The 17085-nt window shown below is 68.2% G+C and carries 16 protein-coding genes; 9 read left to right on the top strand and 7 right to left on the bottom strand.

The genetic code is table 11. The features are described 5' to 3' along the window. Positions 1-18: 18 nt before the first annotated feature. The 3 genes from hflX to AWC14_RS23140 all read left to right on the top strand — a co-directional run bounded on the left by hflX (position 19) and on the right by AWC14_RS23140 (position 4216). Positions 19-1443, top strand: a complete 1425-nt coding sequence (gene hflX / locus AWC14_RS23150; protein WP_045382280.1) for a GTPase HflX — start codon at positions 19-21, stop codon at positions 1441-1443. A gap of 248 nt (positions 1444-1691) precedes the next feature. Beyond that, positions 1692-2969, top strand: a complete 1278-nt coding sequence (locus tag AWC14_RS23145; RefSeq protein WP_045382282.1) for a DEAD/DEAH box helicase — start codon at positions 1692-1694, stop codon at positions 2967-2969. Between the two features lie 86 nt (positions 2970-3055). Next, positions 3056-4216 carry an acyl-CoA dehydrogenase family protein gene (locus AWC14_RS23140; protein ID WP_045382284.1) on the top strand — a complete coding sequence of 387 codons (1161 nt, stop codon included), beginning with the start codon at positions 3056-3058 and terminating at the stop codon, positions 4214-4216. Here the strand turns inward: AWC14_RS23140 and AWC14_RS23135 are convergent. Then, on the bottom strand, positions 4213-5400 hold the full coding sequence (locus AWC14_RS23135; protein WP_045382286.1) for a TerC/Alx family metal homeostasis membrane protein: 1188 nt from the start codon (positions 5398-5400) through the stop codon (positions 4213-4215). The genes AWC14_RS23140 and AWC14_RS23135 overlap by 4 nt on opposite strands. Positions 5401-5698: 298 nt before the next feature. Between AWC14_RS23135 and AWC14_RS23130 the strand changes: the two genes are divergently transcribed. Beyond that, entirely contained in the window at positions 5699-7561 is a 1863-nt protein-coding gene (locus tag AWC14_RS23130) for an LGFP repeat-containing protein (RefSeq protein ID WP_235215989.1), read from the top strand. Between the two features lie 5 nt (positions 7562-7566). On the opposite strand, the gene lexA is transcribed toward AWC14_RS23130, so the two are convergent. Further along, positions 7567-8256, bottom strand: coding sequence for a transcriptional repressor LexA (lexA, locus tag AWC14_RS23125; protein ID WP_045382288.1), 690 nt, complete (start codon positions 8254-8256; stop codon positions 7567-7569). A 199-nt stretch (positions 8257-8455) separates the two neighbouring features. On the opposite strand from lexA, the gene AWC14_RS23120 reads away from it, so the two are divergent. From AWC14_RS23120 to AWC14_RS23110, 3 genes are all read left to right on the top strand, one after another. Further along, on the top strand, positions 8456-8926 hold the full coding sequence (locus tag AWC14_RS23120) for a LysM peptidoglycan-binding domain-containing protein (protein ID WP_057003565.1): 471 nt from the start codon (positions 8456-8458) through the stop codon (positions 8924-8926). Between the two features lie 125 nt (positions 8927-9051). Further along, positions 9052-9516: a transcriptional regulator NrdR gene (gene nrdR, locus AWC14_RS23115; RefSeq protein WP_085241471.1), complete on the top strand. Its 465-nt coding sequence runs from the start codon at positions 9052-9054 to the stop codon at positions 9514-9516. 9 nt (positions 9517-9525) lie between these two features. Further along, positions 9526-10011 (top strand): peroxynitrite isomerase, encoded by a 486-nt coding sequence (locus AWC14_RS23110; RefSeq protein ID WP_045382297.1) that lies wholly within the window; start codon positions 9526-9528, stop codon positions 10009-10011. Here AWC14_RS23110 and AWC14_RS23105 read toward each other — a convergent pair. The 3 genes from AWC14_RS23105 to AWC14_RS23095 are packed head-to-tail and all read right to left on the bottom strand — an operon-like array spanning position 10008 to position 12746. Then, entirely contained in the window at positions 10008-10694 is a 687-nt protein-coding gene (locus AWC14_RS23105) for a PhzF family phenazine biosynthesis protein (RefSeq protein WP_045382300.1), read from the bottom strand. The two genes, AWC14_RS23110 and AWC14_RS23105, sit on opposite strands and share 4 nt — an antisense overlap. Positions 10695-10720: 26 nt before the next feature. Continuing rightward, a complete protein-coding gene (locus AWC14_RS23100; protein ID WP_057003564.1) occupies positions 10721-11731 on the bottom strand; it encodes an alpha/beta fold hydrolase in 1011 nt (336 codons plus the stop codon). A gap of 37 nt (positions 11732-11768) precedes the next feature. Then, the gene (locus AWC14_RS23095; RefSeq protein WP_045382306.1) at positions 11769-12746 is read right to left on the bottom strand and encodes a proteasome assembly chaperone family protein; all 978 of its coding nucleotides are present in this window, start codon (positions 12744-12746) and stop codon (positions 11769-11771) included. Positions 12747-12924: 178 nt separating this feature from the next. Here AWC14_RS23095 and AWC14_RS23090 point away from each other — a divergent pair, with 178 nt between their 5' ends. Then, entirely contained in the window at positions 12925-13665 is a 741-nt protein-coding gene (locus AWC14_RS23090; RefSeq protein ID WP_428838999.1) for a trypsin-like serine peptidase, read from the top strand. Here AWC14_RS23090 and sthA read toward each other — a convergent pair. Next, positions 13662-15068 carry a Si-specific NAD(P)(+) transhydrogenase gene (gene sthA / locus AWC14_RS23085; RefSeq protein ID WP_142281804.1) on the bottom strand — a complete coding sequence of 469 codons (1407 nt, stop codon included), beginning with the start codon at positions 15066-15068 and terminating at the stop codon, positions 13662-13664. The genes AWC14_RS23090 and sthA overlap by 4 nt on opposite strands. 146 nt (positions 15069-15214) lie before the next feature. On the opposite strand from sthA, the gene AWC14_RS23080 reads away from it, so the two are divergent. Beyond that, positions 15215-16270 carry a DUF4192 domain-containing protein gene (locus AWC14_RS23080; protein ID WP_045382315.1) on the top strand — a complete coding sequence of 352 codons (1056 nt, stop codon included), beginning with the start codon at positions 15215-15217 and terminating at the stop codon, positions 16268-16270. On the opposite strand, the gene AWC14_RS23075 is transcribed toward AWC14_RS23080, so the two are convergent. After that, complete coding sequence (locus tag AWC14_RS23075; protein ID WP_057003528.1) at positions 16267-16953, bottom strand: iron-dependent transcriptional repressor DtxR; 687 nt, start codon at positions 16951-16953, stop codon at positions 16267-16269. The genes AWC14_RS23080 and AWC14_RS23075 overlap by 4 nt on opposite strands. Positions 16954-17085: the final 132 nt, after the last annotated feature.

Genomic DNA, 17085 nt, shown 5'->3' with positions numbered 1-17085 from the left:
GCACCATCGCTATTACCTATGACTGAATTTCCCGAACTCACGCCCAGCACGGGCGAATTGGCGCTCGACGACCGCTCGGCGCTGCGCCGTGTCGCCGGGCTGTCCACCGAACTCGCCGACATCTCCGAGGTCGAGTACCGGCAGCTGCGCCTCGAGCGGGTCGTGCTCGTCGGCGTGTGGACCGACGGCAGCGCCGCCGACGCCGAAGCCAGCCTCGCCGAGTTGGCCGCACTGGCCGAAACCGCCGGATCCCAGGTGCTCGAAGGCATGATCCAGCGCCGCGACAAGCCCGACGCCTCGACCTACATCGGCTCGGGCAAAGCGGCCGAGCTGCGCGAGGTGGTGCTCGCGACCGGCGCCGACACCGTGATCTGCGACGGCGAACTGTCCCCGGCCCAGCTCACCGCGCTGGAGAAGGCGGTCAAGGTGAAGGTCGTCGACCGCACCGCGCTGATCCTCGACATCTTCGCCCAGCACGCCACCAGCCGCGAAGGCAAAGCTCAGGTGTCGCTGGCGCAGATGGAATACATGCTGCCGCGGTTGCGTGGCTGGGGTGAGTCGATGTCCCGGCAGGCCGGTGGCCGCGCCGGCGGCAGCGGCGGCGGGGTGGGCCTGCGTGGCCCCGGTGAGACCAAGATCGAAACCGACCGGCGCCGCATCCGTGAGCGAATGTCGAAGCTGCGCCGCGACATCAAGGCGATGAAGCAGGTCCGCGATACCCAGCGCAGTCGCCGGCTGCACAGCGACGTGCCGTCGATCGCGATCGTCGGCTACACCAACGCCGGCAAGTCGAGTTTGCTCAACGCGCTCACGGGTGCGGGGGTGCTGGTGCAGGACGCGCTGTTCGCGACCCTCGAACCCACTACGCGCCGTGGGCAATTCGACGACGGACGACCGTTCGTGGTCAGCGACACCGTCGGTTTTGTCCGGCACCTGCCCACGCAGTTGGTCGAGGCCTTCCGCTCGACGCTGGAAGAGGTCGTCGACGCCGACCTGTTGGTGCATGTGGTCGACGGCTCCGACGTCAACCCGCTGGCCCAGATCAACGCGGTGCGTCAGGTGATCTCCGAGGTGATCGCCGACCACCACGGCGACCCCGCGCCGGAGCTGATCGTGGTCAACAAGGTCGACGCCGCAAGCGATTTGGCGCTGGCCAAGCTGCGCCGCGCACTGCCGGGCGCGCTGTTCGTCTCCGCGCGCACCGGCGAGGGCATCGATGTGCTGCGCCGGCGGATGGCCGAGCTGGCCGCCCCCACCGACACCGCGGTCGACGTCGTGATCCCGTATGACCGTGGGGATCTGGTGTCGCGCGTGCATGCCGATGGGCGGGTGCAGCAGACCGAGCACAACAGCGACGGCACTCGCATCAGGGCACGGGTTCCGGTGGCACTGGCCGCCAGCTTGCGAGAATTCTCGGCGAACGGTGATCCGTCGGCCACGTAACGCGGGGAAATCGGCGTAGGCGGCGTGCGGTATGCTGTGACGCGAACGTTGGCGCCACGAGGAATGACGCCAATACGTCGTGGAATGCTTCATCCCTCACCGATTCCGGTGATCAGTGCACCCGCACAAGCTCTTCTCGCGGCGATCGATTTTGCCGACCGGCAATATCGCCCCCGTGTGCGCTAGCGCCGCTTGACGTTTCGTCGCGGCAGCACGCACAACCAATGCCCGAAAGGCACTCAAAACACATGACGACATCCTTCGCCGATCTCGGCGTGCCCGCACCACTTGTCAAGGTGCTGACCGCCCGCGGCGTCACGACGCCGTTTCCGATTCAGGCCAACACCCTTGCCGACACCCTGGCGGGCCGCGACGTGCTCGGCCGCGGCAAGACGGGCAGCGGCAAGACCCTGGCCTTCTCGCTTCCGCTGGTCACCCGGCTCGCGGACGCCAAGCGGCGCCAGTCGCGCCCGTCGGGCCTGGTGCTGGCGCCGACGCGCGAACTGGCCACCCAGATCTGCGAGGTGCTCGAACCGCTGGCCGCGCCCTATGGGCTGAAAGTCACCACGATCTTCGGTGGTGTCCCGCAGACCCGGCAGGTGGCCACGCTGAAAAGCGGCGTCGACATCGTGGTGGCCTGCCCCGGGCGGCTCGAGGACTTGATGAAACAGCGGCTGATCAGCCTCGACGCCGTCGAGATCAGCGTGCTCGACGAGGCCGATCACATGGCGGACCTCGGCTTTCTGCCCGGCGTCACCCGCATCCTGGCGGCGACGCCGGCCGGCGGCCAGCGGCTGCTGTTCTCCGCGACGCTGGACAACGGCGTGGACAAGCTGGTCAAGCGGTTCCTGCGCAACCCGGTGTCACACTCCGTCGACGAGCTCAGCGCGCCGCCGGCGGCGATGACCCACCACGTGTTCCACGTCGCCGGCGCCGGTGACAAAAAAGAACTCGTGCACCGGCTGGCGTCCGGCGCCGGTCGCCGCATCCTGTTCATGCGCACCAAGCACCAAGCCCGCAAGCTCGCCAGGCAGCTCACCGAAGCCGGCGTGCCCGCGGTCGACCTGCACGGCAACCTCTCGCAGCCCGCACGGGACCGTAACCTCGCCGCGTTCGCCGCGGGGCGGGCGCGCGTCCTGGTCGCCACCGACATCGCCGCACGCGGCGTGCACGTCGACGACGTCGAGCTGGTGGTGCACGTGGACCCGCCTGCGGAGCACAAGGCGTATCTGCACCGATCCGGCCGCACGGCACGAGCAGGCAGCGCGGGCGACGTGGTCACCGTCGTGTTGCCCGAGCAACGCGACGACACCCGGCGGTTGCTGCGCAAGGCCGGAATCACGGTGACGCCGCAAGCGGTGGCCGCCGACTCGGCGCCGGTGCTGGCCCTCACCGGCGAGATCGCGCCGCCCCGCCATTCGGCCGGCCACGACCAGCCGGTCCGCCCGCCCGGACAACCACCACACGGTCACCCCCGGCAGCACAGCCGCCGCAGGGCCCGTCGGCCCCAGCGAATCGCCGGCTGAATCCCCGGGTTAAGCCCGGCGCGTCCAACCAACCGCCCGGTTGGTATATGTTGGGCGGCAGAGTCCCCAGCCGCCGGAGGTGATCCATGGGTAGCGCCATCAAATATGAGCGCACGCTGTTCGAGCCCGAGCATGAACTGTTCCGCGAGGCCTACCGCGCCTTCCTGGACCGCCACGTCGCGCCCTACCACGACGAGTGGGAGAAGGCCAAGATCGTCGACCGCGGGGTGTGGCTGGAGGCCGGCAAGCAGGGCTTTTTGGGCATGGCCGTGCCCGAGGAATACGGCGGCGGGGGCAACCCCGACTTCCGCTACAACACGATCATCACCGAGGAGACCGCCAAGGGCCGCTACAGCGGCATCGGCTTCGGGCTGCACAACGACGTCGTCGCGCCGTATCTGCTGCGGTTGTGCAACGAGGAGCAGAAGCAGCGCTGGCTGCCCAAGTTCTGCACCGGGGAACTGATCACCGCGATCGCCATGACCGAGCCGGGCACCGGCAGCGACCTGCAGGGCATCAAGACCCGCGCGGTCAAAGAGGGCGACCATTACGTGCTCAACGGATCCAAGACGTTCATCACCAACGGCATCAACTCCGACCTGGTGATCGTCGTGGCCCAGACTGATCCCGACAAAGGCGCGCAAGGCTTTTCGCTGTTGGTGGTCGAACGCGGGATGGAGGGATTCGAGCGCGGCCGGCACCTGGACAAGATCGGCCTGGACGCCCAGGACACCGCCGAGTTGTCGTTCACCGACGTCAAGGTCCCCGCGGAGAACCTGCTCGGGCAGGAGGGCATGGGATTCATCTACCTCATGCAGAACCTGCCGCAGGAGCGCATCTCGATCGCGATCATGGCCGCCGCGGCGATGGAAACGGTGCTCGAGCAGACGGTGCAATACACCAAGGAGCGCAAGGCTTTCGGCCGGCCGATCGGCAGTTTTCAGAACAGCCGGTTCCTGCTGGCCGAGCTGGCGACCGAAACCACCGTGGTGCGGATCATGGTCGACGAGTTCATCCGCTTACACCTCGAGGAGAAGCTGACCGTCGAACAGGCCGCGATGGCCAAGTGGTACTCGACCGAAAAGCAGGTGCACCTGATCGATCGCTGCCTGCAGCTGCACGGCGGTTATGGCTACATGCGCGAATACCCCATCGCGCGAGCCTATCTCGACGCGCGGGTGCAGACGATCTACGGCGGTACCACCGAGATCATGAAGGAGATCATCGGCCGCGGCCTCGGCGTCTAGGCGTGGTTGTATCCGTCGTGAGCCCGGTGCGCCCGCTCGAGCAGCTCCATCAGCTCGTCGGATTCCCGGATCCGCACGCGGTATTTCGTTGGTAGCGCGCGGATTTGGTCCTCCTCGCCCAATAGCCGGTTGAAGATCTTCTCCCGCTCGACCGGGTCCACCTCGTAGTGGCGGTCCAGGTACTCCGTCGCGTGCCGGCGGGCGTTGGCGACGGTGTTCTGCACCCGTCCACGCTCCGAGGCCAGCGACGCCACGGTCGTGATCACCAGAATGACGACGATCACCGTCAGCGAGACGGTGGTGCTCACCTCGCCGACGGGAACCGGCTTGCCGCCGTTGATGAACGGGACGTTGTTCTCGTGCAGCGCCTGCAGCATCAGCTTGACGCCGATGAACCCGAGGATGCCGGCCAAGCCGTAGGACAGATAGATCAGCCGGTCCAGCAGGCCGTCGATCAGGAAGTACAACTGCCGAAGACCCAAGAGCGAGAACGCCGTAGCGCTGAAAATCAAGTAGACGTTCTGGGTCAGGCCGAACAGCGCCGGGATCGAGTCGAACGCAAACAGTAGATCGCTGCCGCCGACCGCGATCATCACCAGCAGCATCGGTGTCATGACCCGTTTGCCGTTCTCGACAATGAACAACCGGTCGCCGTCGTAGCGATCGGAGGTGCGCAGGAATCGCTTGGCGATACGGATGACCGCAAGGTCGGCGGTGCGGCCCTCCGACGCCGTCGGCCGCACCAGGTTGCCCGCGGTGATCAACAGGACAACCCCGAAAAGGTAGAACGCCCAACCGAATAGGGTGATGAATGCGGCGCCCAGGAAGATGAATGCGGTGCGCGCCACCATCGCGACCACGATGCCGAACAACAGCACTTTCTGCTGGGCAACGCGCGGTACCGCGAAACTGCCGATGATCACCAGGAAGACGAACAGGTTGTCGACGGAAAGGGCTTCGTTACTCAAGTAGCACGCGAAATATTCGACGCCCATCGTGACGTCACCGACGATCATCACGGCGACGCCGAATAGTATTGCGATTCCCAGATAGGACGCCGACCAGACGGCGGCCTCGGACAGCGTCGGCGTGTGCGATTTGCGCACATGGAAGAAATAGTCGAACAACGTCAGACCGACGAGCAAGACGACGGTCAGGGTCCAGACCAGCGCGGAAACACCCATGTCAGTGCGTTTCCTCCCGTGGCGTTCCGCGCTGAGCCCTTCCCGGCACGGTAACGCACCCCCCGCCGACGTGCAGCGCACTCAGGCGCGACACCAATGCAGTCGAGCATCATTTCGACATCGGCTGGATATCTGTTTCCGTAATGTCTGCGATATGACTTCGCAATTCTCGTTGCGCTGGCGCAAAGTAGTGGAGCCCCGCGACGATGCGGGCTTTGGAGGTGTGGTGAGACGGCAGCAACGGCGATTCGGTGTGGCGCTCGGCGTGGCGGCCCTGGCGGCGGGCGCCTTCCTGGTGATGCCCACCGCGGCGGCGTCCCCGGAAAGCGACGCCGACGACGCGATCACCGCGGCATGGGACGCGGCCGGCGGCGAGAACTCCGACCTCGGTGCCAAGCAGGGCGACGTCTACGCCGTCGGCGCCGGGTTCGTCCAAAATTTCGACCACGGCAAGATCTTTTTCACGCCGCAGACCGGCGCGCGGTCGATGTACGGCGCGGTGCTCGACAAGTACGAGTCGCTGGGCGGCCCCGCGGGCAGCGACCTCGGCTTCCCGACCATCGACGAGGTGCCGGGCCTGGCCGGACCCGACAGCAGAGTCAGCACCTTCTCGGCCAGCGACAAGCCGGTGATCTTCTGGACGCCTGAGCACGGCGCGTTCGTCGTGCGCGGCGCCATCAACGCGGCCTGGGACAAACTGGGCAGCTCCGGCGGTGTGCTCGGCGTGCCGGTCGGCGACGAAACCTACAACGGCGAAGTCGCCACCCAGCCCTTCAGCGGCGGCCAGGTCTCCTGGAACCGGCTGACCAAGACGTTCACCACGACCCCGCCGCAGTTGGCGCAGCAGCTCGCGGACCTGCAGGTCCCGATCGATCCGACCGCGGCCATCAACATGGCCTGGCGCGCGGCCGGCGGGGCGTCCGGTCCGCTGGGCGCCAAGCAAGGCGGGCAATACCCGATCGGCGACGACGGGCTGGCCCAGAACTTCACCGGCGGCAAGGTGTTCTTCAGCCCCGCCACCGGCGCCAACGCCGTCGAGAGCGACATCCTGGCCAAATACGAGTCGCTCGGCGGGCCGGCCGGCAGCGACCTGGGTTTCCCGACGGCCAACGAGGCCGACGGCGGCATCAAGCCGGCCAGCAGGATCAGCACGTTTTCGGCCAGCGACAAGCCGGTGATCTTCTGGACCCCCGATCACGGCGCGTTCGTGGTACGCGGCGCAATGAAGGCCGCGTGGGACAAACTCGGCGGTGCCACCGGCAAGCTCGGCGCGCCGGTCGGCGACCAGAGCGTGGACCGCGACGTGGTCAGCCAAAAGTTCACCGGCGGCAAGATCGCCTGGGACCGTGCGAAAAACACGTTCAGCACCGAGCCGGGCAACCTGGCGTCGTCGCTGTCCGGTCTGCAGATCCCCGGACAGAACGCGCCGGCCGGTCCGGCCCGGCCGGCCGGTACCGGCGCCGGCGCAGGGCGTGCATGGCACTGGTGGTGGTTGCTGGGGCTCATTCCGGTGCTGCTGCTGATCGGGCTGGTCGCGTTGGCGCCGCGGGTGTGGCGCCGCCGACGAGCCGCTGCCCCGCACGCCGCGGCGTTCGAACCCGAACCCGAAACCGAGGCGCGCTATGACAGTGCCCCGGAGCCCGACCGGCGCTGGGCGGCCGGTGCGGAGGGCGAGCCCGCCACGTCACCGTTCTCCCGCGCCTACCCGGAGCCCGCGGAACGCACGCCGATGGCTGAGTCCAGCCGCCCGGACGCCGGCTGGATGCCTCGATCCGGCACGGGCCTGGACGAAGGCCTTGTGTCCGGCGAAACACCCAGCGCCGCAACGCCTTCCGGAGTCAGTCAAGATGTGGAGGAGCAAGAGGATCCCGACGCCGTGGACACGGCGCCGACGCGGATTCCCACCGAGAGCGAGCTGCGATCGGGACGGCACGCGGCCGCCGACACCGACACCGAGGAGCCCGCCGGGCCTGCCCACCCGGCGATCCACCTTCCGCTCGACGACCCCGACGAGGCGCCGGAGGGTTACCCGGTCAAGGGCAATGCCAGCTTCGGCCTGTACTACACGCCCGATAGTGCGCTCTACGACGACGCGTTCGCCGAAATCTGGTTCGCCAGTGAGGAAATCGCGCAGGTCAACGGTTTCACCCGGGCGGAGTAGCCGGGTCAGATCTTGCGGATGACGGTGACGACCTTGCCGAGCACGGCGGCGTCGTTTCCGGGGATGGGATCGAACGCCGGGTTGTGCGGCATCAGCCAGATCTGGCCGCCGGTGCGCTTGAACGTCTTGACGGTGGCCTCGCCGTCGATCATCGCCGCGACGATGTCGCCGTTGTCTGCGACGTTCTGCTGACGCACGACCACCCAGTCGCCGTCGCAGATCGCGGCGTCGACCATCGAGTCGCCGACCACCCGCAGCAGAAACAGCGCGCCCTCGCCGACCAACTCACGCGGCAGCGGAAAGACGTCCTCCACGGCCTCTTCGGCGAGGATCGGACCACCGGCCGCGATGCGCCCCAGCACCGGCACAAAAGTGGGCTCCGGCAAGGCATCCGAGCCTGACACGTCGGTGAGCACGGTGGGCCCGGCCGCTTCGTCGGCGCCGCGGACGTCGACCGCGCGCGGCCGGTTCGGGTCCCGGCGCAAATAGCCCTTGCGCTCCAGGGTGCGCAGCTGATGCGCCACCGAAGACGTCGACGTCAGGCCGACCGCATCACCGATTTCCCGGATGCTCGGCGGATAGCCGCGGCTGGTGACCGACGCGCGGATGACATCCAGAATTGTGCGCTGCCGTTCGGTCAGCCCGGAATCCGTGGATCGACGGCTGCTACCCGGGGTATCGCTGCGCTCGCTCATAGGAACGAAGGTAGACCCAATCGCACGGAATCTCAAACATGTGTTCGAGGCGTGTCGTCCGCGCCGACCGGGGTTGTCGGTGGCAGGGGTTACGGTCCGAATCGCAAGGCAACGATTCGATCACGTGTTCGGAATTCGAACGCACTATCGATTATAGTTCGAACAGGCGATCGATACAGCGTCGAGGAAAGGGGCACAGATGACCGCCATCGAGACCATTCGGCCGGACCTGCGTCGCCGTGCCCGCCCGGTCCGGGTGGGCCCCGCCGGCCAGCGTGACCGGCGAGCTCACCGCCCGCGGCCAGCGGGGCCCGCGGTCGCGCCGCCGCGATACCGCGGCACCGGGGTGCTGATGTCGACCGCGCCGCACCGGCCGCGCCCGATCACGCCGGCGACCACGGTGGCGCTGGCCGTGCTCGCCGCAATCATCACGGTGTGGCTCGGGCTGGTCGCCCACTTCGGCGCGGCCGTACAGGGCGATGCCGCGGGTCAGGTGCCCGACCGGCTCGCCGTGGTGCGAGTCGAACCGGGGGAGACGCTGTCGCATCTGGCCGCGCGGGTGGCACCGGACGCGCCGGCCGGACAGGTCGCCGAGCGCATCCGCCAACTCAACGGCCTCGACACCGCGGCGCTGGCTGCAGGGCAAACTCTGATCGCACCGGTCGGCTGACGGCTGCGCCCGTGGACGGCCAACGGCCGCAGCCGATCCCGGTGACGCTGGGCCTACCGGGTCGCGCGCGGGTACGCTCGGGATGTTCTGAGGTACCCGGCTATCAGCGCGGCGAAGGAGCGGCCATGCACTGTCCGTTCTGTCGTCACCCGGATTCCAGGGTGGTCGACTCCCGGGAGACCGACGAAGGCCAGGCCATCCGGCGCCGCAGGTCATGCCCCGAGTGCGGGCGGCGGTTCACCACCGTCGAAACCGCTGTGCTGGCGGTGGTCAAGCGCAGCGGGGTCACCGAGCCGTTCAGCCGGGAGAAGGTCATCAGCGGCGTGCGACGGGCGTGCCAGGGCCGCCAGGTCGACGACGACGCGCTGAACCTGCTGGCCCAGCAGGTCGAAGACACGGTCCGCGCCAAGGGGTCGCCGGAGGTGCCCAGCCACGAGGTCGGTCTGGCCATCCTGGGACCGCTGCGCGAACTCGACGAGGTGGCATACCTGCGGTTCGCCTCGGTGTACCGGTCCTTTTCCTCCACAGACGATTTCGAGCGCGAGATCGAGGCGCTGCGCGCACACCGCAAGGTCTCAGCGCCCGGCTAGGCTTCGTGCATGCCGCCCGACTTGCATCCCGACCTGAAAGAGCTCGCGCCGCTGCTGGGCACCTGGACGGGCCGGGGGTCGGGCAAATACCCGACCATCGAGCCGTTCGACTATCTCGAGGAAGTCGTCTTCGGCCATGTCGGCAAGCCATTTCTCGCCTACGGCCAAAAGACCAGGGCCGCAACCGATGGCAAGCCTCTGCACGCCGAGACGGGGTACTTGCGGGTGCCGCAGCCCGGTCAGCTCGAGCTGGTGTTGGCCCATCCCAGCGGGATCACCGAGATCGAGGTCGGCACCTATACGACAGCCGGCGACGTCATCGACATCGAGCTGACGGCGTCGACGATCGGCCTGACGCCGACCGCCAAAGAGGTGACCGCTCTTGGCCGGCGCTTCCGGGTCGACGGCGACCAGCTGTCGTATTCGGTGCAGATGGGCGCGGTCGGCCAGCCGTTGCAGAATCACCTCAGCGCGGTGCTGCGACGTAGCGGCTAGACGAAGTGCGTCACGCCGTCGTCGGCCACCCGGCCGGCAACGCGAACCCATCCTTCGGGATTCCAGGTGGTCTCGATCACCGACCCCTTGCCCTGGACGATGGTCAGATCGCGGCTGAGGTAGTCGGTGATGCGCACCGCGGCCGACCCGGTGGCTTCGTCCTCGGGTACACCCAGGCCCGGCGCGAACATCCGGGCACGCAGAGATCCGGCCGCCTGGTCGGTCCAGGTCCACAGGTAGTGGCCGATGTCGTCGGGAAACTCGGCGGGGTCGGCCGCAGCGAGTTCGTCGAGCGATTCGAGATCATGGATCGCCAATTCGGGCGCCCACTCCGAGCGGGCATGGATGGCGGTGACGTCGTCGCCGTAACTGACCTGCACGATGCCGGCGGGCAGTTGCAGGGTGCGGATCGGCGTGCCCCGCTGGCGCAGCCACCACGACACTCCCACCGCCGGGTGTCCGGCGAATGCGAGCTCGGTCATCGGTGTGTAGATGCGGGCATGCGCCGTCGTCGACCCGGGTGCGGGCAGATCGACGAATATCGTTTCGCTGTAACCCAATTGGCGTGACAGGCGCTGCCGATCGCGAACGTCCACCGTGCTGGCGTCGACGACTCCGAGGGGATTTCCGAAGTTGCCTGCCGAGTCGGTGAAAACGCGCAACACCGTGACGTCGATGCTCATGGGCTGACCCTACGACGTCGCAACATTCAGGTGGCGCTGCGTTCGTCGGAGCCCATGGCGTTCAACACCGCAACCCGGGTGTCATGCGGACCGGAGACCGTTCGCGCGCCGCCGCCGTTGCGCAGCAGTTCGCGCATCGCGGCGTCGTCGTATTCGGCGGGTTCGGTGGTATCGATGAATTGCTCGACAACCTCGATGAAGCGGTCGGGGTCGTCGTGGAACGGGAAGTGCCCGGAGCGCTCGAAGATCTCCAGCCGCGAGCCGGGCATTGCGGCGTGCGCCATCCATGCATGGCTGACCGGCACCACCACGTCTTCGGTGCCCCAGATGATCTGCGTCGGAATGGATCCCATCAAATAACATCGGTCCAGCATGGTGACCATCTGACCGCGCCAGTCCACCACCGCCCGCAGGGTGCGGGTGAACGCCGAGGAGGCCGTCGGCTCGGGCAGGTCGGCCAGCACCCGCAGTACGTCGGGCAGGTCGCGGCCCAAGGCGGTGGATCCCAGCAGCAAGCCGGCCGCGCGGCCGGCGAGCTGCACGGCGGGCAGCACGAAAGGCAGCCGCAGCAGCGCCAGCGCCTCGCCGCCCAGCGGCAGCGAGGCCAGTCGCAGCACCAGGTTGACGTCCTTGGTGACGCCGCCGGCGCCGACCAGGACCAGCCGTTCTACCAATTGCGGGAATTGGTAGGCGAATTGCATTGCCACGCCGCCCCCGAGCGAATGGCCGATCACCGTGACCCGCTCGATGCCGAGCACGGACAGCAGATCGCGCATCCCGTTGGCGTAGGCCGCCGCGGAGTAGTCGGCGCGCGGCTTGTCCGACTGCCCGTGCCCCAGCAGGTCGACGGCGATCACGGTGAACCGCTGCGCGAGCTTGGCGTGCACCGGTTCCCAGGTGGTGGAGTTGTCGCCGATGCCGTGGATCAGCAGAATGACCGGCCCGGAACCAGCGATCCGGTAGGCCCGCCGGTACCCGTGGATGGTGCGGAATTGAAGTGACGGCGTCACCTCACGCACCGGCCGGAGTCTGGTCATGTCGCCAACTTCGTTGTCGGGCCCGTCAGGCGGTCGGTCAGGCCGGATCGTCGTCGTCGAACTTCTTCTCCGCCTGCTGGGCCAAAAACCGTTCGAACTCTGCGCCGAGTTCGTCGCCGCTGGGCAGATCCTCGTCGCGCGTCAGCAGCGACCTGTTCTCCTGAGCGGCGACAAACGCATCGTACTGGCGCTCCAGCGCCGCCACCACTTGGGCCACCTCGGGGCTGGCCTCGACCTGCTCGTCGATCTTGGCCCGGATGTCGGCCGCCGCCTCTTCCAGCGCCTGCAGCGGCAGCTGCAGCGCCCCGGTCTTGGCGACCTGCTCCAGCAGCGCCTGCGCGGCGGCCGGGTAGTCGGTCTGGGCCAGGTAGTGCGGGACGTGCACAGTGAACCCGACCACCTCGTGGCCGTGCTGGGCCATTCGGTATTCGAGCAGGTTCGACGCGCTGCCGGGCACTTGGACCTCGGCGATCCACGGGGTGAAGTCGGCGATCAGCTCGCGGTTGTTGGAGTGCGCCGTCATCGTCACCGGCCGGGTGTGCGGGACCGCCATCGGGATGGTGCCCAGTCCGATGGTCTGGCGGACACCGAGACGTTCAGCCAGCAGTCGCACCGCAGTGATGAAGCGCTCCCATTTCAGGTCCGGCTCCATGCCGGCGAGCAGCAGAAACGGCGTGCCGACACTGTCGTGCAGCGCGTACAGGCTCAGCTCGGGGTCGTCGTAGTTGGTGAAGTGGTCGGTCTTGAACGTCATCAGGGGGCGTCGGGAGCGGTAGTCCAGCAGCTCGTCGATCGCAAACGACGCGACCAGCTCGGTGTTCAGCGCTTCCTTGAGGTGGGTGGCGGCCAGCCGGATCGCGTGACCTGCGTCGGAAAAGCCCTCCAGGGCGTGTACCAGCACCGGCCCGCGGCCATCAGACGACGACAACTGCGGCGCGGGGAACTCGAGCTCGTACATCCCGTTCTGTTCGGGCTGGTAGTGCTGTCCGTGGTCCGGGGGCTGGTGGTTGCCCATCGATTGCCTCCTCGTCGCGGCGCGGCGTAATGCAGCGTCTCCCATAGTCTCTCTCACATCGGCGGGTGACACCCGCCTCTACGTCGAAACGCGATGCCGTAAGGCCGCATTCCGCACGATCGGGCATGATCGGCGGGTGATGCGCACAGTGGTGGCGGGCCTGTCGGTGCTGGCCGTGATGCTGGCGGCGTGCGGGCAGCGGGCGGCGTCTGCGCCGATCACCAGCACATCCGAGCAAGCCGTCGCGCACGGCACTGCCGCAGGCCCGGTGCCGCCCGATCCGCGGGTGGGAGCGGTCTTTCTCGGCGGCGGCGACTTGCACACCTGCACCGGCTCCGTGCTGCATTCCGCCGGTGGCGACTTGGTGCTGACGGCGGCGCACTGCCTGGCGGCCGGGCTGCCGACCACCTTCGTCCCCGGTTTTTCTGGATCCGCCGCCGCTGCCGAGGTCTGGACGGTCGACACCGTGTATCTCGATCCCCGCTGGGTGGCGGCCCAGGACCCGCGCGCCGACTATGCCATCGCGAGGGTCAGCCGCGCCGACGGCGCCGCGATCGAGGCGAAGGCCGGTTCAGCGCTGTCGCTGGGCAGCGCTCCCGGGCCCGGCACCAGGGTCAGCGTCGTCGGCTATCCGGCCGGTGTCGGTGGCACGCCGATCGGCTGCCAGGCCGTTACCGAGACCACCCGCGGCGGATATCCCACGCTGCCCTGCGCGGGGCTGATCGACGGCACCAGCGGCGCGCCGTGGATCAGCGGGTCGACGGTGACGGGTGTGATCGGTGGGCTGGACGGCGGCGGCTGCGCGGAGAACGTCTCGTATTCGGCGCCGTTGGACGAGCAGACCACCGCGCTGTTGGCGCGTGCCGAGGCTGGCGGGCCGGGTGACGTTGCCCCGCAAGCCCTCAACGATGCGTGCTAGCGGCGGAACTGGTTGAGCGCCCGCATCTTGTTGGTGACGTCCAGCGCCGCCACCTTGTAGGCCTCGGAGAACGTCGGATAGTTGAACACCGCGTCGACCAGGTAGTCGACCGTGCCGCCGCAGCCCATCACCGCCTGCCCGATGTGCACCATCTCGGTGGCGCTGGTGCCGAAGATGTGCACCCCGAGCAGCCTGCGGTCCTCGGTTGACGCCAGCAGCTTGAGCATGCCGTAGGAGTCGCCGGCGATCTGGCCGCGGGCCAGTTCCCGGTAGCGGGCCACCCCGACCTCGTAGGGAATCGCGTCCTTGGTCAGCTCGACCTCGGTGGCGCCCACGTAGGAGACCTCCGGAATCGAGTAGATGCCGATCGGCTGCAGGTCGGTCATGCGTTCGGCGGGCTCGCCGAACGCATGATAGGCGGCCAGTCGGCCCTGGTCCATCGAGGTGGCGGCCAGGGCGGGGAAGCCGATCACGTCGCCGACGGCGTAGATGTGGTCGACTTTGGTGCAGAACTGGTCGTCGACGAAAATCCTTCCGCGGTGGTCGGTTTCGAGGCCGGCGTTCTCCAGGTCGAGGTCCTCGGTCTGGCCCTGGCGACCGGCGGAGTACATCACGGTCTCGGCGGGGATCTGCTTGCCGCTGGCCAGCGTGGTGACGGTGCCGACCGACCCGACGTCCACCGCCGTCACCTCCTCGCCGAACCGGAACGTGACGGCCAAATCGCGCAGATGGAATTTCAGCGCCTCGACGATCTCCGGGTCGCAGAAGTCCAGCATCGTCTCGCGCTTTTCCACGACCGTCACCTTGGTGCCCAGCGCGGCGAACATCGACGCGTACTCGATGCCGATCACGCCGGCGCCGACCACGACCATCGACGACGGCAGCGACTTGAGATCGAGGATGCCGTCGGAGTCCAGCACGCGTTCCTCGTCGAATTCGACCCCGCCGGGCCGCACCGGCTTGGTGCCGGTGGCGATCACGATGTAGTCGCCGGAAACGGTGACGCGCTCGCCGCGCGAGGCGTCCTCCACCAAGATGGTGTGTGGATCGACGAAGCGACCGTGTCCCACAATTAGGTCAATTCGGTTGCGCATCAACTGGTTTCGCACCACGTCGACCTGCTTGCCGATCACGTGCTGGGTGCGGGCCAGCAGGTCCGCCGGCGTGATCTTGTCCTTGACCCGATAGCTCGCGCCGTACAGCTCACGCTGGCTCATGCCGGTGAGGTAGACCACCGCCTCCCGCAACGTTTTCGACGGGATGGTTCCGGTGTTGACGCAGACCCCGCCCAGCATCCGGCCGCGCTCGATGACGGCGACCGACTTGCCCAGCTTGGCCGCGGCGATGGCCGCCTTCTGCCCGCCCGGACCAGAACCGATGACGACCAGGTCGTACTCCCGCATCGAACCCATGAGATAGACATTTACGCTGATTCGTCAAATCTCGCACCCCGACCGCGCGATACACAGTCGCGAGTTCATCCCCAGCCGGCCGATCGCGAGGCCCGGCCGTGCACGCCGTGACGGTGCCGGTTGCCAGCGTTCGCCCCATGACAACGCATCGAGCAGACTTTGAACTGAACCGCCCCGGCGCATTGATCGCCGCGCTGCCGGCCGTCTTGGGTTTCGTCCCGGAGAAATCACTGGTGTTGGTGTCGATCGACGCCGGCGAGCTTGGCTCCGTCATGCGCGTCGACCTGTCCGACAAGCTGCCCGACCGGCTGGGGCACCTCGCTGACGTCGCTGCCGCCGCCGATCCCGAGGCCGCCATCGCGGTGCTGGTCGACGCCGACGGCGCCGGTTGCCCGGTCTGCAACGAGGAATACCGGCAGCTGTGCGCCACCCTCACCGACGAGTTGTCGCAACGCGACGTCGTGTTGTGGGCCGCGCATGTGGTGGACCGGGTGGCCCCCGGCGGGCGGTGGCACTGCGTCGACGGCTGCGGTGCGGGCGGTCCGGTCGACGACCCGTCGGCGTCGCCGCTGGCGCTGGCCGCCGTGCTGGACGGCAGACGCCTGTACGCGCGACGTGCCGACCTGCAAGCGGTCATCGCCGCCGACGATGAGGCCGGCAGTGCCGAATTGGCCGCCCTCATCGAGCAGTGCGCCGCTGCCCGCGACGTGGCGTGTCGTGCGGATCCGGTCGCGCGCGGCCGCTGCGACATCGAGGCGGCGATGGCCGCCGCGGCGCGGGTCGCCGACGGGGGAGGGCTCGACGATGCGGAGGTGGCGCGGTTGGGCTGCGCGCTGGCCGACGTGCAGGTCCGCGACACGCTCTACGCCCTGGCCGTCGGCGAGAACGCCGGCGCGGTCGAGTCGCTGTGGGCGCTGCTGTCGCGCCGGCTGCCTGCGCCGTGGCGGACCGAGGCGCTGGTGTTACTGGCGTTCAGCGCCTACGCCCGCGGCGACGGGCCGCTGGCCGGGGTGTCGCTGGAGGCCGCGCTGCGCTGCGAGCCCGGCCACCGGATGGCGGGCATGCTGGACACCGCGTTGCAGTCGGGGTTGCGGCCGGAGAACATCCGGCAGCTCGCGCTCACCGGCTATCGGTTGGCCCGCCGGCTCGGGGTGCGGCTACCGCCGCGGCGCGCGTTCGGCCGCGCAGGCTAGACCTTCTCCACCTTGACCGCGTGGGCCATCTCGTGCGGCAGGCTCACGTTCTCGTGGCCCGGGATGACGATGGTCACCCCGCCGGCCGGGTTGGTCTCGACGGTCACCCGCGCGTTGGGTACGACGCCGGCGTCCTTCAGACGGGTGATCAGGTCGATGTCGCCCTGGACGTGCTCGGTGAGCTGGCGCACCACCACCGCGACCGGTGAGCCGGCCGGCAGCTCGGTCAACCGCACCAGGTTGGCGTCCTCGGCGCCCGTTTCCACACCGAGGTCCAGCAGCCCCGGGATCGGGTTGCCGAACGGCGAGGTGGTCGGGTTGTTGAGCACCTGCACCAGGCGGCGCTCGACGTCCTCGCTCATCACGTGCTCCCAGCGGCAGGCCTCGGCGTGCACGTCTTCCCACGGCAGGCCGATGACATCCACCAGCAGCCGCTCGGCGAGCCGGTGTTTGCGCATCACGGCAATGGCCAGCGCGCGGCCCTTGTCAGTCAGCTCGAGGTGCCGATCGCCGGCGACGTGCACCAGCCCGTCGCGCTCCATCCGGGACACGGTCTGGCTGACGGTGGGCCCGCTCTGGTCGAGCCGCTCGGCGATACGCGCACGCAGCGGCGTCACGCCCTCTTCCTCGAGGTCGTAGATCGTCCGCAGATACATCTCGGTGGTATCAACCAGGTCGTTCATTCACCCACCCTCCGTCGCAGCTCGAGTCTACTTGGCCAGCTGCGTGAATGGTTCGCTAACACACTCGCACGGTGAGTGGTGAGCCGCACGGCAGAAGTATGCCCGCCGCGTCGCGGCGGGCATACTCCGTCT

It is taken from the genome of Mycobacterium kyorinense, from assembly GCF_002101735.1.
GTDB lineage: Bacteria > Actinomycetota > Actinomycetes > Mycobacteriales > Mycobacteriaceae > Mycobacterium > Mycobacterium kyorinense.
This window is presented reverse-complemented; position numbering and strand designations above follow the sequence as displayed.

Excerpts from the sequence above, each read along its gene's own strand:
- hflX (WP_045382280.1), top strand. The coding sequence starts at position 19 with ATGACTGAATTTCCCGAACTCACGCCCAGCACGGGCGAATTGGCGCTC.
- AWC14_RS23145 (WP_045382282.1), top strand. The coding sequence starts at position 1,692 with ATGACGACATCCTTCGCCGATCTCGGCGTGCCCGCACCACTTGTCAAG.
- AWC14_RS23140 (WP_045382284.1), top strand. The coding sequence starts at position 3,056 with ATGGGTAGCGCCATCAAATATGAGCGCACGCTGTTCGAGCCCGAGCAT.
- AWC14_RS23135 (WP_045382286.1), bottom strand. The coding sequence starts at position 5,400 with ATGGGTGTTTCCGCGCTGGTCTGGACCCTGACCGTCGTCTTGCTCGTC.
- AWC14_RS23130 (WP_235215989.1), top strand. The coding sequence starts at position 5,699 with ATGCCCACCGCGGCGGCGTCCCCGGAAAGCGACGCCGACGACGCGATC.
- lexA (WP_045382288.1), bottom strand. The coding sequence starts at position 8,256 with ATGAGCGAGCGCAGCGATACCCCGGGTAGCAGCCGTCGATCCACGGAT.
- AWC14_RS23120 (WP_057003565.1), top strand. The coding sequence starts at position 8,456 with ATGACCGCCATCGAGACCATTCGGCCGGACCTGCGTCGCCGTGCCCGC.
- nrdR (WP_085241471.1), top strand. The coding sequence starts at position 9,052 with ATGCACTGTCCGTTCTGTCGTCACCCGGATTCCAGGGTGGTCGACTCC.
- AWC14_RS23110 (WP_045382297.1), top strand. The coding sequence starts at position 9,526 with ATGCCGCCCGACTTGCATCCCGACCTGAAAGAGCTCGCGCCGCTGCTG.
- AWC14_RS23105 (WP_045382300.1), bottom strand. The coding sequence starts at position 10,694 with ATGAGCATCGACGTCACGGTGTTGCGCGTTTTCACCGACTCGGCAGGC.
- AWC14_RS23100 (WP_057003564.1), bottom strand. The coding sequence starts at position 11,731 with ATGACCAGACTCCGGCCGGTGCGTGAGGTGACGCCGTCACTTCAATTC.
- AWC14_RS23095 (WP_045382306.1), bottom strand. The coding sequence starts at position 12,746 with ATGGGCAACCACCAGCCCCCGGACCACGGACAGCACTACCAGCCCGAA.
- AWC14_RS23090 (WP_428838999.1), top strand. The coding sequence starts at position 12,925 with ATGCTGGCGGCGTGCGGGCAGCGGGCGGCGTCTGCGCCGATCACCAGC.
- sthA (WP_142281804.1), bottom strand. The coding sequence starts at position 15,068 with ATGCGGGAGTACGACCTGGTCGTCATCGGTTCTGGTCCGGGCGGGCAG.
- AWC14_RS23080 (WP_045382315.1), top strand. The coding sequence starts at position 15,215 with ATGACAACGCATCGAGCAGACTTTGAACTGAACCGCCCCGGCGCATTG.
- AWC14_RS23075 (WP_057003528.1), bottom strand. The coding sequence starts at position 16,953 with ATGAACGACCTGGTTGATACCACCGAGATGTATCTGCGGACGATCTAC.